Source organism: Halostella limicola, assembly GCF_003675875.1.
Lineage (GTDB): Archaea > Halobacteriota > Halobacteria > Halobacteriales > Natronoarchaeaceae > Halostella > Halostella limicola.
On the sequence record NZ_RCDI01000003.1, the window covers coordinates 657,001 to 679,770 of the forward strand.

28 protein-coding genes and 1 pseudogene are annotated in these 22,770 nt (G+C 69.9%); 22 read left to right on the plus strand and 7 right to left on the minus strand.

Features of this window, described 5'->3' with window-relative positions; translation table 11 throughout:
- The first annotated feature begins 148 nt into the window (after positions 1-148).
- The 9 genes from D8670_RS16705 (at position 149) to D8670_RS16745 (ending at position 6,496) form a co-directional block, all read left to right on the plus strand.
- Positions 149-331, plus strand: a complete 183-nt coding sequence (locus D8670_RS16705; RefSeq protein ID WP_121819248.1) for a hypothetical protein — start codon at positions 149-151, stop codon at positions 329-331.
- A 68-nt stretch (positions 332-399) separates the two neighbouring features.
- Positions 400-1,134 carry an archaeal proteasome endopeptidase complex subunit beta gene (psmB, locus tag D8670_RS16710; RefSeq protein WP_121819249.1) on the plus strand — a complete coding sequence of 245 codons (735 nt, stop codon included), beginning with the start codon at positions 400-402 and terminating at the stop codon, positions 1,132-1,134.
- 60 nt (positions 1,135-1,194) lie between these two features.
- Complete coding sequence (locus D8670_RS16715; protein ID WP_121819250.1) at positions 1,195-2,424, plus strand: HD domain-containing protein; 1,230 nt, start codon at positions 1,195-1,197, stop codon at positions 2,422-2,424.
- A 93-nt stretch (positions 2,425-2,517) separates the two neighbouring features.
- Positions 2,518-3,531, plus strand: a complete 1,014-nt coding sequence (locus D8670_RS16720; protein WP_193569407.1) for an amidohydrolase family protein — start codon at positions 2,518-2,520, stop codon at positions 3,529-3,531.
- A 62-nt stretch (positions 3,532-3,593) separates the two neighbouring features.
- Positions 3,594-4,124 (plus strand): universal stress protein, encoded by a 531-nt coding sequence (locus tag D8670_RS16725; protein WP_375137281.1) that lies wholly within the window; start codon positions 3,594-3,596, stop codon positions 4,122-4,124.
- A 29-nt stretch (positions 4,125-4,153) separates the two neighbouring features.
- A complete protein-coding gene (locus tag D8670_RS16730) occupies positions 4,154-4,441 on the plus strand; it encodes a hypothetical protein (protein ID WP_205254100.1) in 288 nt (95 codons plus the stop codon).
- Between the two features lie 229 nt (positions 4,442-4,670).
- Positions 4,671-5,039 (plus strand): DUF7522 family protein, encoded by a 369-nt coding sequence (locus tag D8670_RS16735; RefSeq protein ID WP_121819252.1) that lies wholly within the window; start codon positions 4,671-4,673, stop codon positions 5,037-5,039.
- A 65-nt stretch (positions 5,040-5,104) separates the two neighbouring features.
- The gene (locus D8670_RS16740) at positions 5,105-5,635 is read left to right on the plus strand and encodes a 2'-5' RNA ligase family protein (RefSeq protein WP_162994332.1); all 531 of its coding nucleotides are present in this window, start codon (positions 5,105-5,107) and stop codon (positions 5,633-5,635) included.
- Between the two features lie 207 nt (positions 5,636-5,842).
- Positions 5,843-6,496, plus strand: a complete 654-nt coding sequence (locus D8670_RS16745; protein WP_121819254.1) for a ribonuclease HI family protein — start codon at positions 5,843-5,845, stop codon at positions 6,494-6,496.
- 194 nt (positions 6,497-6,690) lie between these two features.
- Here the strand turns inward: D8670_RS16745 and D8670_RS21360 are convergent.
- From D8670_RS21360 to D8670_RS16765, 4 genes and pseudogenes are all read right to left on the minus strand, one after another.
- Positions 6,691-6,858 (minus strand): annotated as a pseudogene (locus D8670_RS21360) (alpha/beta hydrolase); the annotation flags it as partial.
- A gap of 34 nt (positions 6,859-6,892) precedes the next feature.
- Complete coding sequence (locus D8670_RS16755; RefSeq protein ID WP_121819255.1) at positions 6,893-7,819, minus strand: biotin--[acetyl-CoA-carboxylase] ligase; 927 nt, start codon at positions 7,817-7,819, stop codon at positions 6,893-6,895.
- A 106-nt stretch (positions 7,820-7,925) separates the two neighbouring features.
- Positions 7,926-8,120: a hypothetical protein gene (locus tag D8670_RS16760; protein ID WP_121819256.1), complete on the minus strand. Its 195-nt coding sequence runs from the start codon at positions 8,118-8,120 to the stop codon at positions 7,926-7,928.
- Positions 8,121-8,155: 35 nt separating this feature from the next.
- Positions 8,156-8,497, minus strand: coding sequence for a winged helix-turn-helix transcriptional regulator (locus D8670_RS16765; RefSeq protein WP_121819257.1), 342 nt, complete (start codon positions 8,495-8,497; stop codon positions 8,156-8,158).
- A gap of 138 nt (positions 8,498-8,635) precedes the next feature.
- Between D8670_RS16765 and D8670_RS16770 the strand changes: the two genes are divergently transcribed.
- From D8670_RS16770 to D8670_RS16780, 3 genes are all read left to right on the plus strand, one after another.
- Positions 8,636-9,052 carry a DoxX family protein gene (locus D8670_RS16770; RefSeq protein ID WP_121819258.1) on the plus strand — a complete coding sequence of 139 codons (417 nt, stop codon included), beginning with the start codon at positions 8,636-8,638 and terminating at the stop codon, positions 9,050-9,052.
- Positions 9,053-9,241: 189 nt separating this feature from the next.
- Positions 9,242-10,216, plus strand: a complete 975-nt coding sequence (locus D8670_RS16775) for an aldo/keto reductase (RefSeq protein ID WP_121819259.1) — start codon at positions 9,242-9,244, stop codon at positions 10,214-10,216.
- Positions 10,217-10,305: 89 nt separating this feature from the next.
- Positions 10,306-10,485 (plus strand): hypothetical protein, encoded by a 180-nt coding sequence (locus D8670_RS16780; protein ID WP_121819260.1) that lies wholly within the window; start codon positions 10,306-10,308, stop codon positions 10,483-10,485.
- Positions 10,486-10,773: 288 nt separating this feature from the next.
- On the opposite strand, the gene dpsA is transcribed toward D8670_RS16780, so the two are convergent.
- Positions 10,774-11,307: a DNA starvation/stationary phase protection protein DpsA gene (gene dpsA / locus D8670_RS16785; protein WP_121819261.1), complete on the minus strand. Its 534-nt coding sequence runs from the start codon at positions 11,305-11,307 to the stop codon at positions 10,774-10,776.
- A 185-nt stretch (positions 11,308-11,492) separates the two neighbouring features.
- Between dpsA and D8670_RS16790 the strand changes: the two genes are divergently transcribed.
- The 4 genes from D8670_RS16790 (at position 11,493) to D8670_RS16805 (ending at position 14,385) form a co-directional block, all read left to right on the plus strand.
- Positions 11,493-12,143 (plus strand): helix-turn-helix domain-containing protein, encoded by a 651-nt coding sequence (locus tag D8670_RS16790; RefSeq protein ID WP_121819262.1) that lies wholly within the window; start codon positions 11,493-11,495, stop codon positions 12,141-12,143.
- Between the two features lie 47 nt (positions 12,144-12,190).
- On the plus strand, positions 12,191-12,517 hold the full coding sequence (locus D8670_RS21100) for a HalOD1 output domain-containing protein (protein WP_162994333.1): 327 nt from the start codon (positions 12,191-12,193) through the stop codon (positions 12,515-12,517).
- Positions 12,518-12,578: 61 nt separating this feature from the next.
- Positions 12,579-13,358, plus strand: a complete 780-nt coding sequence (locus D8670_RS16800; protein ID WP_121819263.1) for a sugar phosphate isomerase/epimerase family protein — start codon at positions 12,579-12,581, stop codon at positions 13,356-13,358.
- Positions 13,359-13,437: 79 nt separating this feature from the next.
- Positions 13,438-14,385: a carbohydrate kinase family protein gene (locus tag D8670_RS16805; RefSeq protein ID WP_121819264.1), complete on the plus strand. Its 948-nt coding sequence runs from the start codon at positions 13,438-13,440 to the stop codon at positions 14,383-14,385.
- Here D8670_RS16805 and D8670_RS16810 read toward each other — a convergent pair.
- Positions 14,382-15,686 (minus strand): MFS transporter, encoded by a 1,305-nt coding sequence (locus D8670_RS16810; protein ID WP_121819265.1) that lies wholly within the window; start codon positions 15,684-15,686, stop codon positions 14,382-14,384. The two genes, D8670_RS16805 and D8670_RS16810, sit on opposite strands and share 4 nt — an antisense overlap.
- Positions 15,687-15,804: 118 nt before the next feature.
- On the opposite strand from D8670_RS16810, the gene D8670_RS16815 reads away from it, so the two are divergent.
- Positions 15,805-16,281, plus strand: coding sequence for a YbaK/EbsC family protein (locus D8670_RS16815; protein ID WP_121819266.1), 477 nt, complete (start codon positions 15,805-15,807; stop codon positions 16,279-16,281).
- Here the strand turns inward: D8670_RS16815 and D8670_RS16820 are convergent.
- Positions 16,271-17,980, minus strand: a complete 1,710-nt coding sequence (locus D8670_RS16820; protein WP_121819267.1) for an outer membrane protein assembly factor BamB family protein — start codon at positions 17,978-17,980, stop codon at positions 16,271-16,273. The genes D8670_RS16815 and D8670_RS16820 overlap by 11 nt on opposite strands.
- Before the next feature lie 123 nt (positions 17,981-18,103).
- Between D8670_RS16820 and D8670_RS16825 the strand changes: the two genes are divergently transcribed.
- The 5 genes from D8670_RS16825 (at position 18,104) to D8670_RS16845 (ending at position 22,763) form a co-directional block, all read left to right on the plus strand.
- Positions 18,104-20,206: an acetate--CoA ligase family protein gene (locus D8670_RS16825; RefSeq protein ID WP_121819268.1), complete on the plus strand. Its 2,103-nt coding sequence runs from the start codon at positions 18,104-18,106 to the stop codon at positions 20,204-20,206.
- Positions 20,203-21,264 (plus strand): phosphotransacetylase family protein, encoded by a 1,062-nt coding sequence (locus tag D8670_RS16830; protein ID WP_121819269.1) that lies wholly within the window; start codon positions 20,203-20,205, stop codon positions 21,262-21,264. The genes D8670_RS16825 and D8670_RS16830 overlap by 4 nt, the downstream gene beginning before the upstream one ends.
- Before the next feature lie 88 nt (positions 21,265-21,352).
- A complete protein-coding gene (locus D8670_RS16835; RefSeq protein WP_121819270.1) occupies positions 21,353-21,997 on the plus strand; it encodes an HAD family hydrolase in 645 nt (214 codons plus the stop codon).
- A 66-nt stretch (positions 21,998-22,063) separates the two neighbouring features.
- The gene (locus tag D8670_RS16840) at positions 22,064-22,396 is read left to right on the plus strand and encodes a hypothetical protein (protein ID WP_121819271.1); all 333 of its coding nucleotides are present in this window, start codon (positions 22,064-22,066) and stop codon (positions 22,394-22,396) included.
- A gap of 1 nt (position 22,397) precedes the next feature.
- A complete protein-coding gene (locus tag D8670_RS16845; RefSeq protein WP_121819272.1) occupies positions 22,398-22,763 on the plus strand; it encodes a hypothetical protein in 366 nt (121 codons plus the stop codon).
- Positions 22,764-22,770: the final 7 nt, after the last annotated feature.

The window sequence follows — 22,770 nt, forward strand, 5'->3', positions numbered from 1 at the left end:
CGGCCGAAACTGTCAGTTCGCTTTCTCCGGAGCAACCGCAGTTGAATCGCACGACTGCGCCGGGGTGAATCTGAGTTATCGATCAGTATGAAATCCATATTGGGGAAAAGCTTTTATATGCCGTCGCACTGGGAACGGCTGAAGTCCAATGATACAACGGGTGTACCGAAGTACCCTGTTCGCCCTGTACCAGATCAGCCTCGCGCTCGGCATCCTCCTCATGCCGTTCGCGCTCGCGATGAACCGCGCCGGCGTGACCCTCCCGGTCCACCGAGTCGTCGAGAACCTCGGCGACGCCTACGAGAGCGCGCAGTCGGAGGCCCACGCGTAATCGTCCGCGAGCGACGCCCCGCGACCGAACGTTGCACTTTTTATGCGTCCGGGCTGTAAGCCCCGCCAATGCGTACGCCGAGACACGATTCCGAGTTCTCGCGGAACCGCGAGCGGCTCTCCGAGGACCCCGTCGGTCCCTTCGAACCGGAGGTCGGGTCGCTCCCCGAAAACTCCTTCACCACCGAGGAGCTGGACAACGTGAACAAGACGGGGACGACGACGATCGGGCTGACGACCGCGGACGGCGTCGTCGTCGCGACGGACATGCGCGCCAACCTCGGCGGCCGGTTCGTCTCGAACAAGAACGTCCAGAAGGTCGAGCAGATCCACCCCACTGCAGCCCTCACCCTCGTCGGCTCGGTCGGCGGCGCGCAGTCGTTCATCAGTAACCTCCGCGCGGAGTCGAACCTCTACGAGGCGCGCCGGGGCGAGCCGATGAGCATCCACGCGCTGGCGACGCTCGCGGGCAACTTCGCCCGCGGCGGCCCCTTCTTCGCTATCAACCCGATTCTGGGCGGGGTCGACGACGAGGGCCACCACGTCTACAGCATCGACCCCGCCGGCGGCGTCGTCAAGGACGACTACACCGTCACCGGCTCCGGCATGCAGGTCGCCTACGGCCTCCTCGAACAGGAGTACGAGGAAGGTCTCTCCAACGACGAGGCCCGCTCCGTCGCCGCCCGCGCCATCCGGAACGCCGCGGAGCGCGACACCGGCTCCGGCAACGGCGTCTACCTCGCGACGATCACGAGCGACGGCGTCGACATCCAGGGCCACAAGGACTTCGACGACGTCGTGTAGACGGGCCGGCGCCGTAGCATCGAACGACACTTTTTGTAGGAACGCGCCGAACGACGGCGCATGAAGACGATCAAGGACAGCGTCCACGACCACATCGAGGTGGACGGCGTGGCGCGGGCGCTTCTGGACACGCCCGAGGTCCAGCGGCTCCGGCGGATCAAGCAGCTGGGCACCGTCTCTCTGGTCTATCCTTCCGCGAACCACACCCGCTTCGAGCACAGCCTCGGGGTGTACCACCTCGCCTGCCAGGCGCTCTCCCAGCTCGGCGTCGAGGGGCGACAGAAGGCCCGCGTCGAGGCCGCCGCCGTCCTCCACGACGTGGGGCACTGTCCCTACAGCCACAACGTCGAGGACCTGATCCATCGCCGGACCGGGAAGTACCACGACGACGTCCACGACCTCATCGCCGACGGCGCGGTCGGCGACGTGCTCCGCGACCACGACATCTCGCCGGCGACCGTGGCGGACCTGGTTGCCGGCGAGGGCCGGTTCGGGCAGGTCGTCTCCGGGGAACTGGACGTGGACCGGATGGACTACCTCGTGCGGGACGCCCACCACACCGGCGTCCCCTACGGCACCATCGACCACGGCCGACTCGTGCGCGAACTCACCTTCGTCGACGGCGAACTCGTGCTCGCGGAGGGGAACGTCCAAGCCGCGGAGAGCCTGCTCGTCGCGCGGGCGCTGATGAACCCGACCGTCTACAGCCACCACGTGGCCCGGATCAGCAAGTCGATGCTCCGCCGGGCGACCGAGCGCCTGCTGGAGGCGGGCGACGTCACGGCCGAGGAGCTCCGCCGGATGGACGACCCGGGCCTCCTCGTCGCGCTCCGCGAGACCGAGGCGACCGCGCCGGCCGCCCGACGGCTCTGCGAGCGGGACCTGTTCAAGCGCGCGCTGTGGGTCGAACTGGACGACGTCCCCGACGGCGTCATCGCGGCGTCCCACGACGAGATCCGCGAGTACGAGCGCGAGATCGCCGACGCGGCGGACGTGGACCGCGACCGCGTCATCCTCGACGTGCCCGACCGCCCGACCATGACGGAGTCGTCGACGCGGGTGGTCGTCGCCGGCGAGATCCGCCGCCTCGACGAGCAGTCGCCGCTCGTGGAGGCGCTCCGGGCCGCTCAGCGCTCGCAGTGGCGCTGCGGGGTGTACGTCCCCGAGGGCCTCACGGGTCGCGTCGGGCGGGCGGCGGTCGAGACCCTGGGGCTGGACATCGACGGCGCGCTGGTCAACGAGCGCCGGAGCGGGTGGAACGCCCGCCTCGACGAGTTCGGCGACCGGTGAGGGGACGGCGGAAGCGTCGTCCACCGTCGTCGCCCGGGTGACCGATCGACCCGAGGCGAGGGACTCAATACGGAGTCCTCTCAACCGGGTACCATGGAAATAGAGGGCACGATACTCCGCGGCCGCGAGTTCGAACCCGTCGAGGGACGGGTCGTCGTCGAAGACGGCGAGATCACCGCCGTCGAGGAGGCGTCAGTCGACGGCGACGCCGTCGTGCTACCGGCGTTCGTCAACGCTCACACGCATCTCGGCGACTCGATCGCCAAGGAAGCGGGCGGGGGCCTCACGCTGGAGGAACTGGTCGCGCCGCCGGACGGACTGAAACACCGCCTGCTCCGCGCGGCCGACCGCGCCGAACTGGTCGAGGGGATGCGCCGCTCCCTGCGGTTCATGCGAGAGAGCGGCACGGCCGCCACCATCGAGTTCCGCGAGGGCGACGTCGAGGGCGTCGAGATGATCCGCGAGGCTGCCGACGGACTGGACATCGACCCCGTCGTGCTCGGCCGGGAGTCGGTCGCCGCGATGGAGGCGGCGGACGGCTTCGGCGCGAGCGGCGCGAACGACGCGAACTTCGGCCGCGAGCGCGAGGCGACGCGGGCGGCGGGGAAGCTGTTCGGCATCCACGCCGGCGAGGTCGACGCCTCGGACATCCACCCCGCGATGGACCTCGATCCGGACTTCCTCGTCCACATGGTCCACCCCGAACCGGTCCACCTGGAGCGGCTCGCGGACAGCGAGACTCCCGTCGTGCTCTGTCCGCGGTCGAACGTGGTCACCGACGTGGGGCTCCCGCCAGTCGACGAACTGCGCGAGCGGACGACGCTCGCGCTCGGTACGGACAACGTCATGACGAACAGCCCGTCGATGTTCCGCGAGATGGCGTTCGCGTCGAAGCTGTTCGACCTCCCCGCCGCGGAGGTGCTGCGGATGGCGACGGTCAACGGCGCGGAGATAGCGGGCCTGAACTGCGGCGTCGTCGAGCCCGGACGGGACGCGAAACTGCTCGTCCTCGACGGCGACTCGGACAACCTCGCCGGCGCGCGGGACCTCCTCCGCGCAGTCGTCCGCCGGGCCGGCACCGCGGACGTCGAGCGCGTGGTGCTGTAGCGGCGCTGCGACCGCGCCGCGGAGTGCCCCGCCGGGGGTGGGTTTTTATAATCGCAAAACATATGCCAACGCATACCACGATGTACGACCGTATCCTCGTCCCGACGGACGGGTCCGAAGGCGTCGAGCGCGCCGTCGAACACGCGACCGACCTCGCCGCCGCACACGGGGCGAGCCTGCACGCGGTGTACGTCGTGAACACGGCGAGCTACGGCACCCTGCCGATGGAGACGTCGTGGGAGGGAGTCGCCGACATGCTACGCGACGAGGGGCAGGCGGCGGTCGACCGCGTGAAGGCGATAGCCGCGGAGAAGGACGTTCCGGTGGAAGCGGCGCTGGTCGACGGGACGCCGAGCAAGGAGATCGTCCGCTACGCCGAGAGCAACGGCTGCGACCTGATAGTCATGGGAACGCACGGGCGCGGCGGCATCGACCGCCTGCTCCTCGGTAGCGTCGCGGAGCGCGTCGTCCGCTCCTCGGACGTGCCGGTACTGACGGTCCGCGTCGGCGAGCGCGAGGGCGAGGTGCCGGAGGAGTCCGGCGAGGGCGAGCCGGCGAACGGCGGCAGTTCCCCCGCACGAATCGGGGAGTGAGCGGATCGCGCTTGTCCCGTCGGAGCCTCGTGAACGTACTGCTCGGCCGATCGCGGAGCGCCGCGGCTTCCGTCGTCGAAGCCGTCGGCGGTAACGAGCGCCGGCGCATTATCGCGTCTCTCGCCGTCCCGCTCCTGTTCTGGCTGGCGGTCGAACGGGCGGCGAACCTCGGCGCTCTACCGCTCGTCGCCGCCGCGGGGTTGGCCGCGTTCCTCTACACGCGGACGACGGCCCGGGCGACGCTGGCGGCCGCGGCCTACGGGACCGGCCTGCTGCTGGTCGGCGTCTTTCTGCTCCCCTGCTCCAGGTGTACCTGACCGCGGCCACGGGAAGCACGGAGTCGCTCGGAGCCGCCGCTGCGAGACTCTCCGGGTGGCTCCTGATGGGAACCCTCGCGGTCGTACTCGGCGTCCGGCTCCGCAAAGCCGAGCGGTGAACCGTATTCACAGGCCGAAAGCGTTTATCTCCCCAGACACAGAATATAACGATCATAGGGGAACGATATGCGAAAAACGAACCAAGGGGCGCAATACGAGGGCAGCGGCAGTGAGTGAGACGGAACCGGACTGGATCACCACGCTGAGGGAGAAACTGGGCGAGGAGCTTCGGGTGGCCGTCGAGTACGACGAATCGGGATACGTCTCCAGGTACCTCCGCGACGATCTGGAGGAGGAGTACACTCTGGCGGAACTCGACGAGATCCGGCAGGAACTGATCGTTCTCATGCTCGGTAAAGACCGGATCGAGGAGTTCGCGAACGTGGGGGAGTTCGTCGCGCTCACCTACTGGATGGACCGCGCGATCATCTATCACTTCCCGGAGACAGAGTCGTTCTACGGCCGCGTCGTGAGCGTCGAACCGTCGGCGGAGTCGGTGCGCGAGGAGATATTCGAGGCGTGCAGTCCGAAGGCGTAACCGCGTATACCCGATAATTAGCGATCCGGGGAAACGTTTTTTGAAGAATTCGGAGAGAACGAACTGTGTCGACGATCATTGGATGCACGCTTCCCGACCCGTATTACAGTACTGTCGAGTCCATTCGAGACGAACTAGTAGAGACGTTCGGCGTCGACGAGTACGCCAACCCGTTCCCGCACTTTACGCTGTATCCGCTGGGCGATGACGTGGATATCACAGCGGTTGTAACCGCCGTCGAGGAGGCGACGGAAGATCGGTGTCCGTTCACAGTGCACACCGATGGGATCGGTCTCTTCCCCCAGAACGTCGTCTGGCTCCCCGTCGCTAAATCTCCCGAGCTCGCGGGCCTCCAGTCCGACGTCGTACGGGCGGTCGAGAGTTTCGGACCGCCACCGGTCCCGTATTACGAACCGCACCGGTGGTTCCCACACGTCGGCTTCGCAGTCGGCGAAGACGATGAGCAAACCGGCGACATCGTCGAATTCCTGCTGGACTACGATCTCGAGTGGGAGTTCACCGTCGATAACGTCACGATCACTCGACCGCCCGCCGAGGGCGAAAAATACGAAGTGATGGCGTCTATCGATCTGTGAAGAGGCCGTAATCAGCAGACCGGTCGTCTCGACCGCTGAGGGTCCCACGGGGCCGACTGGTTCAAAACGGCCCGTCACCGGTGCAACCTGAAGGGATTATCCCGCTTGCCCACCGAGGGCCTGTATGCAGTGGTGCGACCAGCCACCGGGGTCGGGCGGGAACGAGGGTGTGAGAGCCCGGAACCGATGCGCGGAGGGGAAAGTGGCGTGACCGACGACCGCCTCCCGGCCGAACACCTCTCGCCGCTCGCCGCGCTCGTCGACGAGGTCCTCGCGGGCGTTGACTACGAGATGGCCGCTGCCACTGAGGCCATCGACGACGCTGTCCCCGGCTACGGCGGCCTCTTCGATCCGGCGACCGCCGAGGACGAGTTGCGTCCCGCGCTCGAAAGCCTGCTGGAGTCGGGACTCAGCCGGCCGCCCGTCCCCGACCCGACGAGCGACAGGTTCGTCCTGTACGTCGACGGCAGTTCCCGCGGTAACCCCGGCCCCGCAGGAGCGGGCGCCGTCATCATGGACGCCGCGGAGGACCAACTCGCCCGTCTCGGTCGCCCCGTCGGCTCCCGAACGGGGAACAACACCGCCGAGTACGTCGCCCTCCAGCTCGGGCTCTCCGAACTCTTAGCCCGCTACGAGCCGCGCAGGCTGGAAGTGCGCATCGATTCAATGACCGTCATCCGCGACGTCTGGGGCGGCGACGCCCCGACGGAATCGGGGGTCGAGACGTACAGCGAGGCCGTCGCAGCGGCGCTGTCGAGCGTCCCGGAACACCGGTACACGCACCTGGCCGACAGCGACCCGAATCCCGCCGACGCGCTGGCGACCGTGGGCGCCGATATCGCGGCCTTTGGACCTGGATAGGAGAGTCACGCACCGGAAGACCCGAATACCCGCCCCCGTCGGAATCCGCAGAAGCTACTCGAACCCGACTGACTTCGCTCTCTATCCGAGAACGCGTCACCGAGGGGTCTCTCTATTCCTGCTGAACCTGCCGGAAACGTGTTCCATACCGTCTTCCAAACTCGTCCATTCGCGGCAGTGCTCTTTCGGTACGGTCAGTCGCCCGCAAGCGCGTCGGCGAGGTCGACGGCGACGACCGCGATGGCGTCCCGGGCGCGGTCGACGCCGCGGAGCGTCATGAAGCCGTGGACCATTGGCCCGTAGTTCTCGTAGCGCGTGGGGACGCCGTCGCGGAGCGGGTCAACCCCGGCGGTGACGACCGTCGTAAGGGGCCCCGGCGCGCGTCGCCGGCGACCCCTACCGCGGCCGCAGGTGCTCGCAGTCGCCCGCGTGGACGCGGCGCCGTCCGTCATCGGTCTCGACGACGAGCGACCCGGGGAACTCCACGTCGACGGCCTCGCCGACCACGTCGCCGGTCGGCGTCTCGACGCGGACCTCCTCGCCGAGGGTCAGCGCGTGCTCGCGCCACGCGTCGAGCACCGCGTCGGGGTCGTCGACGAGGGCCGAGAACTCCTCCAGCAGGCGCTGGACGAACGCGCGGCGGTCGACGTCGCCCGCCTTCTCGCGGACGCTCGTGCCCTGGTCGGGGAGGTCCGCGGCGTCGACGTTCGCGTTCACGCCGACGCCGACGACCACCCAGTTGACGCGGTCGGCCTCGCCCTCCATCTCGGTGAGGATGCCCGCGAGCTTGCCGCCGTCGTCGGCCGAGAGCACGTCGTTGGGCCACTTGATGCCGGCGTCGACGCCCGCCTCGCGGAGGGCGCGGGTCGTCGCCACCGCCGCGGCCAGCGTCACGAGCGGCACGTGCGCGGGCGGCAGTTCCGGCCGGACGACGACGCTCAGCCAGACGCCGCCGGACGGCGAGGACCACTCTCTGTCGAGGCGGCCCTTGCTGTGGGTCTGCTCGTCGGCGAGCACGACCACGTCGCTCGCCCCCTCGGCGGCGAGGGCGCGGGCGCGGTCGTTCGTGCTGTCGATCGCGTCGTGGTACTCCACCTCGTAGGGCGCGTCGAGCCCGTGCTCGACCGCCGTCCCGCCGTAGTCGGGGACGCCCGTCAGCCGGTAACCGTCGCCGTCGCTCTCGATCGCGAACCCCTCCTCGCGGAGGGCGTCGACGTGCTTCCAGACGGCGGCGCGGGAGACGTCGAGGCGGTCGGCGAGGTCGGGCCCGGTGACGGGACCGTCGTCGAGCGCGCACAGCACCGCCCGGCGAGTGTCGTTCATGGGCGGTGGTACTGGCGTGGAGGACTTGAATCCCCGAGAGAACGGTCGGGGCCATCCGAGAACCGAGGTCGAAACCGCGGCCCGCGGTCGCCGGCGTCGCTGGGCGCTACTTGAACGGACAGAGCGTCTCGACCTGGTCGCGGGCGTAGCCGGCGGCGAAGCCGGCCGCGCCGCCGACGCCCGCGCCGACGCCGCCGGCGACGGGGCCGAACGGCTTCCCGAGCTTGGCGCCGGTTTTTGCGCCCTTCGCGGCACCTTCGTTCGCGTGCGATCCGGACGAACCGAACGGTCCAATCGGCATGGCTACTTCGGCGGTCGTCCGCCGGGACCGTAACTCTACTCCCCCTCCAGCCACTCCGCCGCCCACGCCTCTATCTCGTCGAAGACGGGACAGAGCGACCGGCCCTTGTCCGTGAGGCTGTAGTACGTGGCGACGGGGGCGTCCTCTTCGAGGCGTCGCGTGACGAACCCGAGGTCGGTCAGGTCGTCGAGCACGCGGGAGAGCGTTCGGGAGTTAGCGCCCGTCGACCGCTTGAGCTCGTTGAACCGCTTCTCGCCGTCCTGGAGGTCGTGGAGGACGATCAGCCGCCACTGCGAGCCGATCTGCTCCAGGGACTCGACGACGTCGCACGCGCTCTCGTTTTTCTCTTCGGGGGAGGGAGTTCGTTCCAGAGACATCGGTGTTACCTGCTTACCCCTCCGTCCGGGAATTCCTAAAAGGTTCGCGTTCGTACCAGGTAACGTGATGAAACCAGATACCACGACGATAGTGCAGTCCGGGACGACGACGGCCTCCGGCCACGGAGGTGACGCCTGATGGCACTGGAACTCACCGCCGTCGGCGATATCGTCTTCCTCGTCGCCAGGCTCCTGTTCGGCGGCGTCCTCGCGTTCATGGGGCTGAACCACTTCATGGACACCGACGCTATGGCGGGGTACGCTGAGTCCAAGGGCGTCCCCGCGCCCCGACTGTCCGTCCTCGCCAGCGGCGGCACGCTGATCTTCGGCGGCCTCCTCGTCGCGCTCGGCCTCTTCCCCGCTATCGGCGCGGGGGCGCTCGCGGCGTTCTTCCTCGTCGCCACGCCGAAGATGCACGATTTCTGGACCGTCGACGACCCGCAGGCGCAGCAAAACGAGATGACCCACTTCCTGAAGAACGCCGTCCTGCTGGCCGCGTCGCTGGCGCTGCTGGCGCTCGGCGGTCAGGCGTGGCCCTACGCGGTCGGTCTCTGAGCCGGTAAGGCCCGCGTCCCCCGGTGATCTGAGACGGTAACACCCGCGTCCTCCGCAGATGAGTCCCTTCGCGATCCAGTGTGGCCTCTGAGCGACGACCGCGCGGACCCCGACGGCCGCACCGACGAAAACCCCGTCGCCCTTGCTCGCTCCTCCACGCTTTTGCCGCCCTCTTCCGTACGCGGCGACATGGAGTACACGACGCTCGGGTCGACCGGGATGGAGGTCAGCCGCATCTGTCTCGGCTGCATGAGCTTCGGGACGAGCGACTGGCGCGAGTGGGTGTTAGACGAGGAGGAGAGCCTGGACCTGATCGACCGCGCGATCGACCTCGGAATCAACTTCTTCGACACGGCCAACATGTACTCCGAGGGCGAGAGCGAGCGCGTCCTCGGGACGGCTCTGGAAGGACGGCGCGACGAGGCCGTCGTCGCGACGAAGGGCTACTTCCGGATGGACGAGGACGACCCCAACTCCGGCGGCCTCTCGCGGAAGGCCATCGAGCAGGAGCTGTCGAACAGCCTCGACAGGCTCGGGATGGAGACGATCGACCTCTACCAGATCCACCGCTGGGACGACGACACCCCCATCGAGACGACGATGCGGGCGCTCGACGACGCGGTCCGCCGCGGGCAGGTGCGCTACCTGGGTGCGAGTTCGATGTGGGCGTACCAGTTCATGGACGCCCTGCGGACGAGCGAGCGCCTCGGTCTCGACCGGTTCGCGACGATGCAGAACCACTACAACCTCCTGTACCGGGAGGAGGAGCGCGAGATGCTCCCGCTGTGCGAACAGGAGGGCGTCGGGGTCATCCCGTGGAGTCCGCTCGCGCGGGGCTATCTCACCCGGCCGCACGAGGAGTTCGACGCGACGACCCGCGGCGAGACCGACGACTACGCCCGCGAGCACCCCTACTTCGAGGGCGGCGGGAAGGCGGTGAACGAGCGCGTCGCCGACCTGGCGGACGACCGCAACGCGACGATGGCCCAGATCGCGCTCGCGTGGGTGCTTCACCAGGACGCCGTCGACGCGCCCATCGTCGGCACGACCAGCGTCGAACACCTCGAAGACGCCGTCGAGGCCGTCGAGATATCGCTGTCGGACGACGAGCTGGAGTACCTCGAAGAGCCGTACGAGCCGGTGCGGGTCTCCGGCCACGAGTGAGGCCGGTCGTCGCCCGCGCCGTCCGGGCGTTCCCGCTATCTTAGGCCGACCAAAACCCTTTTGACTTTAGGTGTACCTAATCTCCGGTAATGGCAGTCCACAGTAGTTCGGACCCCGAAGAACCCGCCGCGGACGAGAGAGTCGTCGAGGAGCCCGACGAGACGCTGGTGGCCGCACACGAGACCTGTCCGGGCCGCACCGTGTTCACCGAGGACGACAACACGGACGCCTGGATCGCGACCGACCTGACGGTCGAACTCGAGCGGTAACCGCGACCTCCTCTTCCCGACTCCGCTCCGCGCGCAGTACACTCCCGGTCACCGTCGAGTCTCTCCGCCGGGTCACTTCTAGATCGGCGGGTCCGCAAGCGGGTCGAGCGCGACATAGGGGATCGATCACTGGGGAGTGATAACAAACCACGTCCAGAGTTTCCGACTCGGAAAACGGCCCCGCTATCCTTTCACTGCCCGCGGAGCGTTCCCGCCGCTACGCGTCGCGGCCGGTCGAAAAACGGAATCGCGGCCCGATGCCGGTACGCGGTCGTCGTGCGGACGGCCCTACCAGTTCTTCAGGGAGTCGTGCTCGAGGTAGTGTTCGATGTGGTGAGCGATCTCCTCGGTCTCGACGAGCTGCTCGCGGAGCATCTGGGCCGTCGCGTGGTCGCCGAGGTTCTCGGCGAGCTCGATGTGGTCGCGCATCGTCTCGATGATGTCGCCGTACATCTCCAGGTCGTTCTCCATCGAGGTGCGCGCGTCGTAGACGTCCTCACCCTCGGGCTCGACGGGCGCGTGCTCTTCGAGGTCGGACATCCCGCTGATCGGGACGCCGCCCAGCGCCTGCACGCGCTCGGCCTGCTCGTCGGCGGCCACCTCGGCGATCTCGTAGGCCTCCTCGAAGAACTCGTGGAGCGCCTCGAACTCCGAGCCGACGACGTTCCAGTGGTGCTTCTTCAGCTGGTGGTAGAGGACGTACGACGCGGCGAGGTCGGTGTTCAGCGCGTCGATTATCTGCTCTGCCTTCTCCTCGTCGAGGCGGAGGGCGTTCTCTTCGACTGTACCGGCCTCTCGGAGGACGGATTCCTGAGTGCTCATGGTCACTTCAGTGTACGCTCCGATCCTACTTAAAGATTATCTCTCCACTAACAGTTTTTCGGGTAACCTAAAGAAAATCTCTCGTTCCGTGTTCGAAGTTTACCAGTTTTGGTAGTTCGGTCCGCCGGCCGCGCCTCCTCCGGCGACGGCAAAATATAGCTTCCAGGGGGGCGTAGTTCGACGCGATGGGCGTCGTCGCGGAGTTCACGGTCGACGATCCGGACCTCCTGCTGAAGGAAGCGCTCGCCGCAGTCCCGGAGATGACCGTCACGATCGAGCAGGACACCGCGAGCCGCGACGGGCTCCCGATCTTCTACTTCTGGGCGTCCGGCGGCGATTTCGCGGCGTTCGAGGCGGCCCTCGACCGCGACGACGACGTCGCCGAGTACGAGATCCTCGAGACCATCGAGGACCGGCGAATGTACCGCGTCGGGTTCTCCCGCGCCTCCTTCTACGACGCCTATCGCGAGTCGACCGCGACCTTCCTGTCTCTGACCGGCTCCCATCGCGGGTGGCGACTCCAGATGCGGTTCCCCGACCGCGAGTCGCTGCGCCGGTACCGCCAGAGCTACGAGGAAGAAGGGGTCTCGTTCGTCGTCCACCGCCTGTACACGGACACTGGCGGCCCGGGCGACGAGTACGGCCTCACCGACAAGCAGCGGCGGGCGCTCGCGCTCGCCCACCGGGAGGGGTACTTCTCCCAGCCGCGAGAGGTGACGCTGGAGGACCTGGCGGCCGATCTGGACATTTCCCCGCAGGCGGTGTCCGCCAGGCTCCAGCGGGGGATGGACGCGCTGCTCGCGGCGACCATCGACGACGAGGACTTGAAGGATTGAACTGGCAACCCTCGAAGGAAGGCCCCTGCCGGCCGTATTCGGCTTCGATGGACCTTCCGAACGACCGCGGTCCCGACGGCGCGACCTCCGAGGTCGACGGGACCTTCCGGATCCGCGACCCGGACGACGTCGTCGAGCGCCGCTACGACCGGTCGGACGCGCGGCCGGTGCCGACGATAGTCGTCGACGCGGTCGCCGAGGCTGCGGGCGCGGACCCGCTCGATCTCACGCCGCTCGTGGCGACGATCGACACCGACGCGCTCGACGCTCTCTTCCGGTCCGCGTCCCGGGACGCCGTCCTCTCCTTCGAGCACGACGGTTGCCGGGTGACCGTCTCCGGCGAGGGGCGTATCGTCGTCGCGCCGGGGCGGTGACGGCCCCGCCCACACGGGGAGCGACGGATCGCTGAAGTGCCGCCGCGCTACAGGTGACTCTATGAACGTCCGCAGGGGGTTCGTCTCGCAGGTCGGCATGGGCGAGGAACTGTTCGACCGCGCGGCGGCCGCGGGGTACGACCACGTCGAACTGATGCTGGACGGCGACTGGTCGCGCGAGGCGCTGGAAACCGCCCCCGAGCGCGTCGCAGACCCGCTTGACGAGCACGGCCTCGACCTGCTGGTCCACCTGCCGTTCGGCGGGTTCGACGTCGGGTCGCCCCACCCGAAGGTCAGGGAGGGGTCGGTCGCCGAACTCGCCGCGTGCATCGAGACTGCGGGCGAACTGGGCGCGGAGAAGGCCGTCCTCCACGCGGAGTCGACCGCCTGGAAGCCGGTCGTCGGCGACGACGAGCGGATCGACCTCGTCGTCGACTCAGTCCGCGAACTCATCGACGTCGCCGACGACGCCGGGGTCGAGATCTGCGCGGAGAACATCCCCCGCGCCACCCCGAGCATTCATCAGTTCGACCGCCTCTTCGAGGAGACCGAGGTCTCGATGACGGTCGACACGGGGCACGCGCGCATGGACGGCGTCGACGCTGGCGGCGTCGCGTCGATGGTCCGGGAGCGCCCGGAGCGGATCTCGCACTTCCACCTCAACGACACCCGCGTGGCCGACGACGAACATCTCCCCTTCGGCGCGGGCACCATCGACTTCGGCCGGATCTTTGAGGCTCTCCGCGGCGTCGGCTGGGAGGGGACGCTCTCGCTCGAAGTGTTCACGCTCGACTACGGCTACGTCGCGGAGAGCCTCGACCGACTCGACGCCCTGCTGTAGGGTCGCCGGCCGGACGCGCGGTCGGTTCCCCGCGGTCGTCTCCGGCAGTACTATCTGCGATAATCACCCACAGACGGCCATGAGCCACGACGTTCTCGTCGCTGGGGAGACGCTCGTCGACTTCATCCCCGACGCCCCCGGCGCGCTCGACGAGATCGACGCGTTTGCCCGCCGCGCGGGCGGCGCGCCCGCGAACGTCGCCGTCGCGCTGGCGCGACTCGACGAGGCGCCGCTGTTCTGGACCCGCGTCGGCGCGGACCCGTTCGGCGACTTCCTCGCGGATACGCTCTCTGAGTACGGGGTGCCCGACCGGTTCGTCGAACGGGACCCGAGCGCCAAGACCACGCTCGCGTTCGTCACCCACGACGAGGACGCGGACCGGTCGTTCTCCTTCTACCGCGACGGCACCGCCGACACGCGCATGCAGTCGGGGGCGGTCCCCGACGACGCGCTCGACAGCGTCGAGTGGGTCCACGTCGGCGGCGTCACGCTGGCGGACGAACCGAGCCGAACGGCGACGCTGGACCTCACGGAACGGGCGGCCGAGCGGGGCTGTACCGTGTCGTTCGACCCCAACGCGCGCCCCGAACTCTGGGGGAGCGACGCCGAGTTCGAGACGGTCGCGGGGTGGGCGCTTGCGGAGACGAACGTCCTCAAGGCGACGCCCGCGGAGCTGCGGGCACTGGGCGTCGCGGGCGACGACCCCGAGGCGCTCGCCCGCAACGCCTGCGACGAGGGCCCCCACACCGTCCTCCTGACCCTCGGCGGCGAGGGCGCGCTCGCCGTCGCCACGGACGAGGCCCCCTGGAGCGGAACGGCCCGCCACGCGGGCTATTCGGTGGATCCCGTGGACACGACCGGCGCCGGCGACGCCTTCACGGCCGGCGCCATCGCTGCGCTCGCCGACAGACGCGGCCTCGACGAGGCGCTCGCGTTCGCCAACGCGGTCGCCGCCACCACGACGACGGCGAAGGGCGCGATGGCCGCGCTCCCCGACCGCGAGTCGGTCGGCGCGGTGCGGGATTAGTCCTCAGTCGGCGACCCGAGAGGCGAGGTCGCCGTTCCCGGGGCGAGCGCGACGAGCACCGCGCCGACGGCGACCAGCGCCGCGGCAGCGCCGAAGGTGAAGACGTAGCCGTGGGCCGTCGCCGCCCACCCGCCGAGGGCGCTCCCGACGCCGCCGCCGAGGCTCGACAGCGCGGCGTACGCCCCCAGCGCGTCCCCGCGGGCGGTCGCCGGCGCCAGCCGCGTGACGAGTCCGGCGGCGGTCACGGCGATGATCGCCCAGGTGACGCCCACGATCGCGAACAGCGGGGACTGGACGGCGAGGGCCGCCGGCGGGACGAGCGCCAGCCCGACCAGCCCGACCGCGGGGAACGCCCCGGCCCGCGCGACGAGCGCGACCGTCTGGAGACGGCGGGGGTCGTACCGCGTCGAGAGCGCGCCGGCACGGGCGTAGAACGCGGCCGACCCCGCGCTCGAGAGGACGAACAGCGCGAACACCTCGCCGGTCGAGAACGACTCCTCGGCGAGGTAGGCGGGGAGCGGCCCGAAGAACGTCGAGAACCCGACGAAACACAGCGTCAGCGCGACGAGGTAGGCGCCGAGCCCCGAGCGGAGCCGTCCGGAGAGGCGCCGGCGGTCGAACGACCGCAGCGACCAGTACACCCGCCCCGGGCCGAACGGCACCGCGCGGAACGTCCGCCCCGTCGTCCGCGCGAACTTGCGGTAGACGCGGGCGAAGCGACGCTCCGACACGGTGGACTTCTCGGGGTACCAGTACGCGACGACGGCGAGGCCGAGGAGCGCCGCCGCGGCCGACAGGAGGAAGAACTGCCGCTGGGCGGTGACGGCGTCGGTCCGCGTCCCCGCGGCGCCGGTCCACAGTGCCCCGGCGAGCAGTCCGAGCAGCCATCCGTACCCCTGATAGTGATTCAGGCGGCCGAGCACCCGCTCCCACTCCGCCTCGGGGACACCGTCGACGACGATCAGCGAGAGCACCGGCGCGGCGGCCGCGACCACGAACCACAGCGCCGCGTTGGCCAGAAGCAGCGCGAAGGGGGACCGCAGGAAGGGGATCGCGGCGAGGACGACGGCCGTCGCGGCCAGCGCCGTCGCGACGAACACGCGACGGCGACCGGTCCGGGACGCGAGCCGTCCCCAGATGATCGCGCCCGGAACGCCCGCGAACGCAGCGGTCGACGCCATCAGGCCGACCAGGAGCGCGTCGGCGCCCTGTTCCAGCGCGTACAGGGGCACGAGCAGCGACGCCGCCCCGACGGCGGCGTACCCGGTTCCCCATCCGTACAGCCAGCGATCGCCGGTCATTGTGCCTACCTCGCACCGCTGATACTTCAGTACCGCGACAGTGGCGCTACTCGCTGCCCGCGCGTCAGGCGGACGTTATCACCGATCGTTTTTGTTTACGCGGAGTGATTCAAAGGGTATGCATCCGACAGCCGAACGATTCGCAGAGCGGGCGCGCGAGGAGCACGGTCTCGACGTCGACGTGACGGAGTTCCCCGAGGGGACGAAGACCGCGGAGGACGCCGCGGACGCCGTCGGATGCGACGTGGACCAGATCGTCAAAAGCATCGTCATGCAGGCGGACGGCGACGTCGTCGTCGCCCTCACGAGCGGCGCGAACCGCGTCAGCGAGGAGCGACTGGCGGCGCACGCGGACGTCCCCGCCGACGCCGTGGAACCGGCAGCCCCCGCCATCGTCAAGGACCGTCTGGGCTGGTCCATCGGCGGCGTGCCGCCGGTGTGTCACGACGAGGATGTCCCCGTCCTCTTCGACGACACCTTCGAGAACTACGACACGGTGTGGGCGGCCGCGGGCACCCCCGACGCGGTGTTTCCGATCGCCCCGGAGCAACTGCTCATCGAGAGCGGCGCGACAGTCGTCGACGTCACCGAGTGAGCGCGCCGTCGGCGCCGTCCGTGGCGTTCGTCGCGTTCGAACCGCTCCCGGCGTCCGAGTCAGCAGTTCCATCGACGCCGTCCCGCCCGAGCGAGACGAGACGGTCCCCCTCGGCGCCGACGTACAGGCGCCGGTTCGCCGGCGTCGGCGGCGTGACGAGGCGGGCCGGCAGGGACGCGGTCCAGCGCTCGCTCCCGTCGTCGACGGCGAGCGCGGTCACGCCGCCGTCGAGTGGCACGTACGCCGTCCGTCCCGCGACGGTCGGCCCCGCCCCGACGCCGACGGTCGCTCGGCGAGTCCAGCGCTCGCTCCCGTCCTCGGGGGAGAGGGCGTGGACCGTCCCGCGCGTACCGGTCCCGTCGCCGCTGTCGCCCTCTTCGTCGATCAGGTCGACGCCCTCGTAGGCGGTCGCGCAGGCGACGACGGCGTCGTCGGCGATAGCCAGCGAACGCGGGAGCGCGGGCGCGGCGAGATCGGCATTCCAGTCCGGTTCGCCGGTCTCGGCGTCGACCGCGACGACCCTGCCGACCGATTCGCCCCCGTCGGTCACGCGCGCGGAGAGGTACACAACGCCGTCGTCGAGGGCGGGGGCGGAGACGTCGCCCGCGGACTCCCCGACCGACTGCTCCCACCGCACCGACCCGTCCGCGAGCGACAGCGCGAGCAGGGTCCCGTCCGCCCGCGTGGCGTAGACGATCTCCCGCCCGACCGCGGGGGCGACCGGGACGGACCCGCCGGCGTCCCGGGACCAGCGGACCGACCCGACCTCGGCGGCCAACGCGTGGACCGTCCCCCCGCCGTCGCCGCGGCGGCGGGTGCCGACGACCACCGTCGCGCCGTCGTCGACCGTCGCGAGGGCGGGGGCGGCGTCCACCGGCCCGTCGACGGACCGCGACCAGCGGGACTCCCCGGATTCGGCGTTCACGGCGTAGACGGTCCCGCCCGCGCTGGCCGCGAAGACGGTGCCGGCGCCGTCGCCGGCGCTCGTCCTGACCGCCGGCGTTCCGAGGATCCTGTCGTCGGCCTCGAACGTCCAGCGCTCGCTCCCGCTCTCGGCGTCGACGGCCCGGACGGCGCCGTCAGGGCTCCCGACGTACGCCGACCCCTCGACGATCGCCGGCGCGCCGGTCGCGCCCTCTCTGGCCCACTGCACGCTCGGGGCGTCGCGTGGGCCGCGCCCGACGGGCGACCGGGCCGTGTTGGCGGCGTCGAAGGCGAACTGCGGCCAGGCCGAGGCGGCCGTGCCGACCTCGTTCACCGTCGTCTCGTCGTGGCGCACCGACACCCGCCCGGGCAGGCCGCCCTCGAAGGAGACCGTCGCGGTGTACTCGATGGTGGTGAGACACTGCGCGCAGACCTCCGCGTCCTCGCGCTCGAACGTCCGGACGGCGACCGAGAGCGCGTCGGCCTCGGCGTCGTAGGTCGCGTCCGCGAGTTCGGCGGTGTAGCAGGCGTTCGGGGCGGTGGCCGCGCCCTCGACGACGACCCGGCTCTCGGACTCGTCGGTCTGGACCGTCGCCCGCTGGCTCCCGTTGCCGCAGCCCTGGTCGCGTATCTCGAAGGCGGTGTCGGTGATCGCCGGCGGGGACGCGCCGACGGTCGCCGCTCCGGTGGTCCCCAGCCCGTCGACGCCGAAGTAGCCGGCCACGGCGCCTCCGAGACAGGCGGAGCCGGCCTTCAGGAGGGTTCTTCGTCTCATATCCGGGGCCTCAACGACCGGCCTAAAGTCCTTTCGGGCGTGGCGACGTGTCCCACGAGAGGAGTTTTCACCGAGCGGGAAGAGTCGGGCCTTTATTCATCCGCCCTGTCGTACCTCCGAACGATGGGATCGCTATCTGAACTGTTTGCGCCCGAAAGCGTCGCCGTAATCGGCGCCACCGACCGCGAGGGGTCGGTCGGTCGGGCCATCCTCACGAATCTCCGCGACGACTTCGACGGTCGGATCGTCCCGGTGAACCCCAGCCGGGAGTCGGTGCTCGGCTTCGACTGCTACCCGGACGTCGGGAGCGTCCCGGACGGGCCGCCCGGCCTCGCGGTCGTGGTCGTCCCGCCGGGCGTCGTCGTCGACGCCGTCCGCGAGGCCGGCGAGACCGGTGTCCGGAACGTCGTCGTCATCACCGCCGGGTTCAGCGAGACCGGCAGCGATGGGGCCGCCCGGGAGCGCGACCTCGTCGCCGTCGCCGAGGAGTACGACCTGAACCTGGTCGGCCCGAACAGCCTCGGTGTGATGAGCACGCCCGTCGGGATGAACGCCACGTTCGGTCCCGAGAACGCGCAGTCTGGCTCGCTCTCCTTCATGAGCCAGTCCGGGGCGTTCATCACGGCCGTGCTCGACTGGGCCAACGACCAGGACATCGGCTTCAAGGACGTCGTCTCGCTCGGCAACGAGGCCGTCCTCGACGAGACCGACCTGATCGACCACTGGGGCGACGACCCCGACACCGACGTGATCATCGGCTACCTCGAAGGGATCGACGACGGGCAGGCGTTCATCGAGACCGCCCGCGAGGTGACCGACGACACGCCGATCGTCCTCGTGAAGTCCGGCCGCACCGATGCCGGCGCACAGGCCGCCTCCTCGCACACCGGCTCTATCGCCGGGAGCGACGAGGCGTACGAGGCCGGCCTCGAACAGGCCGGCGTCCAGCGCGTCGAGTCGGTGCAGGAGCTGTTCGACTACGCCCGCGCGCTGTCCGGCCAGCCGCTCCCCGAGAGCGACGACGTGGCCGTCGTGACGAACGCCGGCGGCCCCGGCGTGATGGCGACCGACGCCATCGGCGACTCGCGGCTCTCGCTGGCCTCCTTCTCCGACGGCACCATCGATGCGCTGCAGGACGCGCTGCCCGACGAGGCGAACGTGTACAACCCGGTCGACACCATCGGGGACGCCGACGTTGAGCGCTTCCGCGAGGCCATCGACGTGGCCCTCGGCGACGGCGGCGTCGGCGCGGCGGTGGTCGTCTCCGCGCCCACGGCCGTCCTCGACTTCGACGACCTCGCGGAGGCCGTCGTCGACCTGCAGGCGAAACACGGCAAGCCCGTCGTCACCTGCCTGATGGGCGGCGAGAGCACCGAGTCCGCCGCCGGGATCCTCCGGGAGACCGGCATCCCGAACTACTTCGACCCCGCCCGGGGCGTCCGCAGCCTCGAAGCGCTCTCGGAGTACCGGGACGTCCGCGAGAGCGAGGTCGAGGAGCCGACCGCGTTCGACGTCGACCGCGAGCGCGCCCGGGAGATCCTCGAACGCGCCGAGGACCGCGGCGACAACCGCCTCGGCGTGGAGGCGATGGGGCTGCTCGACGCGTACGGTATCCCCACGCCCGAGGGCGACGTAGTCGACGCGCCGGAGGACGCCGTCGCCGTCGCGCAGGCGATCGACGGCCCCGTCGTGATGAAGATCGTCAGCCCGGACATCCTCCACAAGTCCGACATCGGCGGCGTCAAGGTCGGCGTGGAGAACGAGGACGTGTACGACGCCTACGAGGACCTCGTGACCCGGGCGCGGAACTACCAGCCCGACGCGAACGTCCTCGGCGTACAGGTCCAGGAGATGGTCGACCTCGAGGAAGGCACCGAGACGATCGTCGGGATGAACCGCGACCCGCAGTTCGGGCCGCTCGTGCTGTTCGGCCTCGGCGGCATCTTCGTCGAGGTCATCGAGGACACGACGGTCCGGGTCGCGCCGCTGGGGCGCGACGAGGCCGAAGCGATGGTCGACGAGATCAAGGCCGCGCCGCTGCTGCGCGGTGCTCGCGGGCGCACGCCCGCAGACGAGGACGCCGTGGTCGAGACGATCCAGCGCCTCTCGCAGCTCGTGACCGACTTCCCGGCGATACTCGAACTCGACATCAACCCGCTCGTCGCCGGCCCCGACGGGGCCCGGGCGGTCGACATCAGACTCACCGTAGACACCGACAAGCTATGACTCACGCAACGCTCGTCACGTCGATCCACGAAAGTACCGGCAAGACCGCCATCACGCTCGCGCTCGCGCAACACGCCGCCGAGGCGGGGGAGGAGGTGGGCTACATGAAGCCGAAGGGCACTCGCCTGCAGAGCAACGTCGGCAAGACCCTGGACGAGGACCCGATGCTGGCCCGCGACGTGCTCGGCCTCGACGCCGAGATGCACCAGATGGAGCCGATCGTCTACTCGCCGACGTTCGTCGAGCAGGCGATCCGCGGCAAGGAGGACCCCGACGAGCTCCGGGAAATCGTCGCGGAGCAGTTCGCGGCGATCGCGGAGGGGAAAGACCACATGTTCGTCGAGGGCGGCGGCAGCCTCACCACCGGCGGGATCATCGACCTCACCGACGACGCGGTCGCGGAGGTCGTCGACGCGCAGGTCGTCCTCGTGGCCACCTACGAGCGACCGACCGACGTCGACGACGTCCTCGCCGCGGCCGACCGCCTCGGCGACCGCCTCGGCGGCGTCGTGTTCAACCTCGTCGCCGACGCCGACTACGACGAACTGGAGACCGACGTCGTGCCGTTCCTCGAAGGGCGGGGCGTCCCCGTCATGGGCGTCCTCCCCCGCGAGCGCGACCTCGCCGGCGTCACCGTCGGCGACCTCGCGGACGAGCTCGCGGCCGAGGTGCTCACGGACGTCCCCACCGACGAGTACGTCGAGCGCTTCAGCGTCGGCGCCATGAGTTCGAACGAGGCGCTCCGGCACTTCCGGCGGACGAAAGACGCCGCGGTCATCACCGGCGGCGACCGCGCTGACATCCACACCGCGGCGCTGGAAGCGCCGGGCGTGAAGTGCCTGATCCTCACCGGCGGCCACCGCCCCTCGGGCGCGGTCGTCGGGAAGGCCTCTGAGAAGGGCGTGCCGATCCTGCTCGTGCAGACGGACACGCTGACGACGGTCGACCGCGCCGAGGACGTCGTCCGCTCCGGGCGCACCCGCGACGCGGCGACCGTCGACGCGATGCGGGCCCTCCTGACCGACCACGCCGACGTGGACGGCCTGCTGGGGCACTGACGGCGACCGCAAAGCGATCGGCGGGCCGAGTGCCCGGTCTCGGCCGCTGATCGCAAGGAATACGCCCGCCGCGGCGGTACCGGCGACCATGCGACCACAGGCCGTCTACTTCAACCTCGACCTGACGCTCACGCGGATGGAGCGGCCGTTCGACGCGCTCGTCGTCGAGACGCTCCAGCGCGCGGACGTGCCCGACCCGGAGATCGATCCGACGCGGCACTCGAACCTGTTTTTCGACCGCTTTCTCGACCTCGTCCCCGAGCCGATGGCCGGCGCGTACGAGGCCTACTTCGACGAACTCGACGCCGAGGTCGAGATGGATCCCGCTGAGGCCGCGGGAGTCCAGAAGCAACTGGAGGTCGACGCGGTCCGCCCCGCGGTCGACGACCTCCCCGCCCTGATCGAGGCGATCGGCGAGGAGTTCCCCGTCGGCGTCCTCACCAGCGGCCTCCCGGACCTCCAGCGCGCCAAGCTGGAGAAGCTGGGCGTCCTCGACGCGCTCGACGACGTCGCTATCTCCTACGAACTCGACGCGACGAAGGAGAGCGGCGACCTCTTCGCGGCCGCCGAGGGCCGCCTCGGGGACGAGGAGTCGGCGTCCGGGGCGTACGTCTACGTCTCGAACCACGACTCGGACGTCGAGGCGGCGGAGGCGGCCGGGTGGACCGCGGTGCGAGCCGAGGCGGCAGACCTCGCGGACGATCCGGTCGGGTTCCTCGACGACGCGCTGTGACGGCACCCGGGTAGCGAACCGCCGGTGGGCCGACGCCTTTACTACGCGGCGTCCGAACCCCCCGTTATGAACGATCCCGGACAGGTCGGCGCCCTGTACGCTCTCGGGCTCCCGCCGTCGCCGACGCACGTCCTGTTGCTCGCGACGTTCGCCGTCCTCGCGATCGCGCTCCCGCTGTCGGTCATCGCCGCGCTCGGGTTCCGCGACGCGCCGTTCGGGGCGATGCTGAAACCGCTCCCCGTCCTGATCGTCGCGAACCTCGCGGTGATCGTCCCGAGCATCCTGCGGGTCGAGATCGGCGCCGTCGCGTACCTCGCCCTGTCGTCGCTCACCGTGGCGGCGGCGCTGATCGCGGCGGTCAACGGCATCCTCCTCCTGACCGAGCGGAGGCCGGTCTGAGATGGCGACGCTCGTCGAACTGGGCTTCCTGCTCAACGCGGCCCTGTTGCTGCTGACGTCCGCCCTGCTCGTCTACCCGCTGGTCACCCACGCCCGGAACGTCGCCTACACCGTCGGGGTCGTGCTCCTCGCGCTCAGCCTCTTTCTCTTCACCGTCGCCTACGCGCTGGGCGTCCTCGGACTCTGGACGCTGGCCGGCCGGACGGGCATCCACTTCGTCGCCGCGCTGTCGCTGGCGGCGGGCGTCTGGCGGTTCGCGCGGGAGTTCGTCGACCTCGACGCCGACTCGTTCGGCCCCGCGACGTCCGATGCCGCTCGCGGCGCGTCCGAGGGTGAAACGGACGGCGACGAGGCGACCTTCACGTAGGGATTCG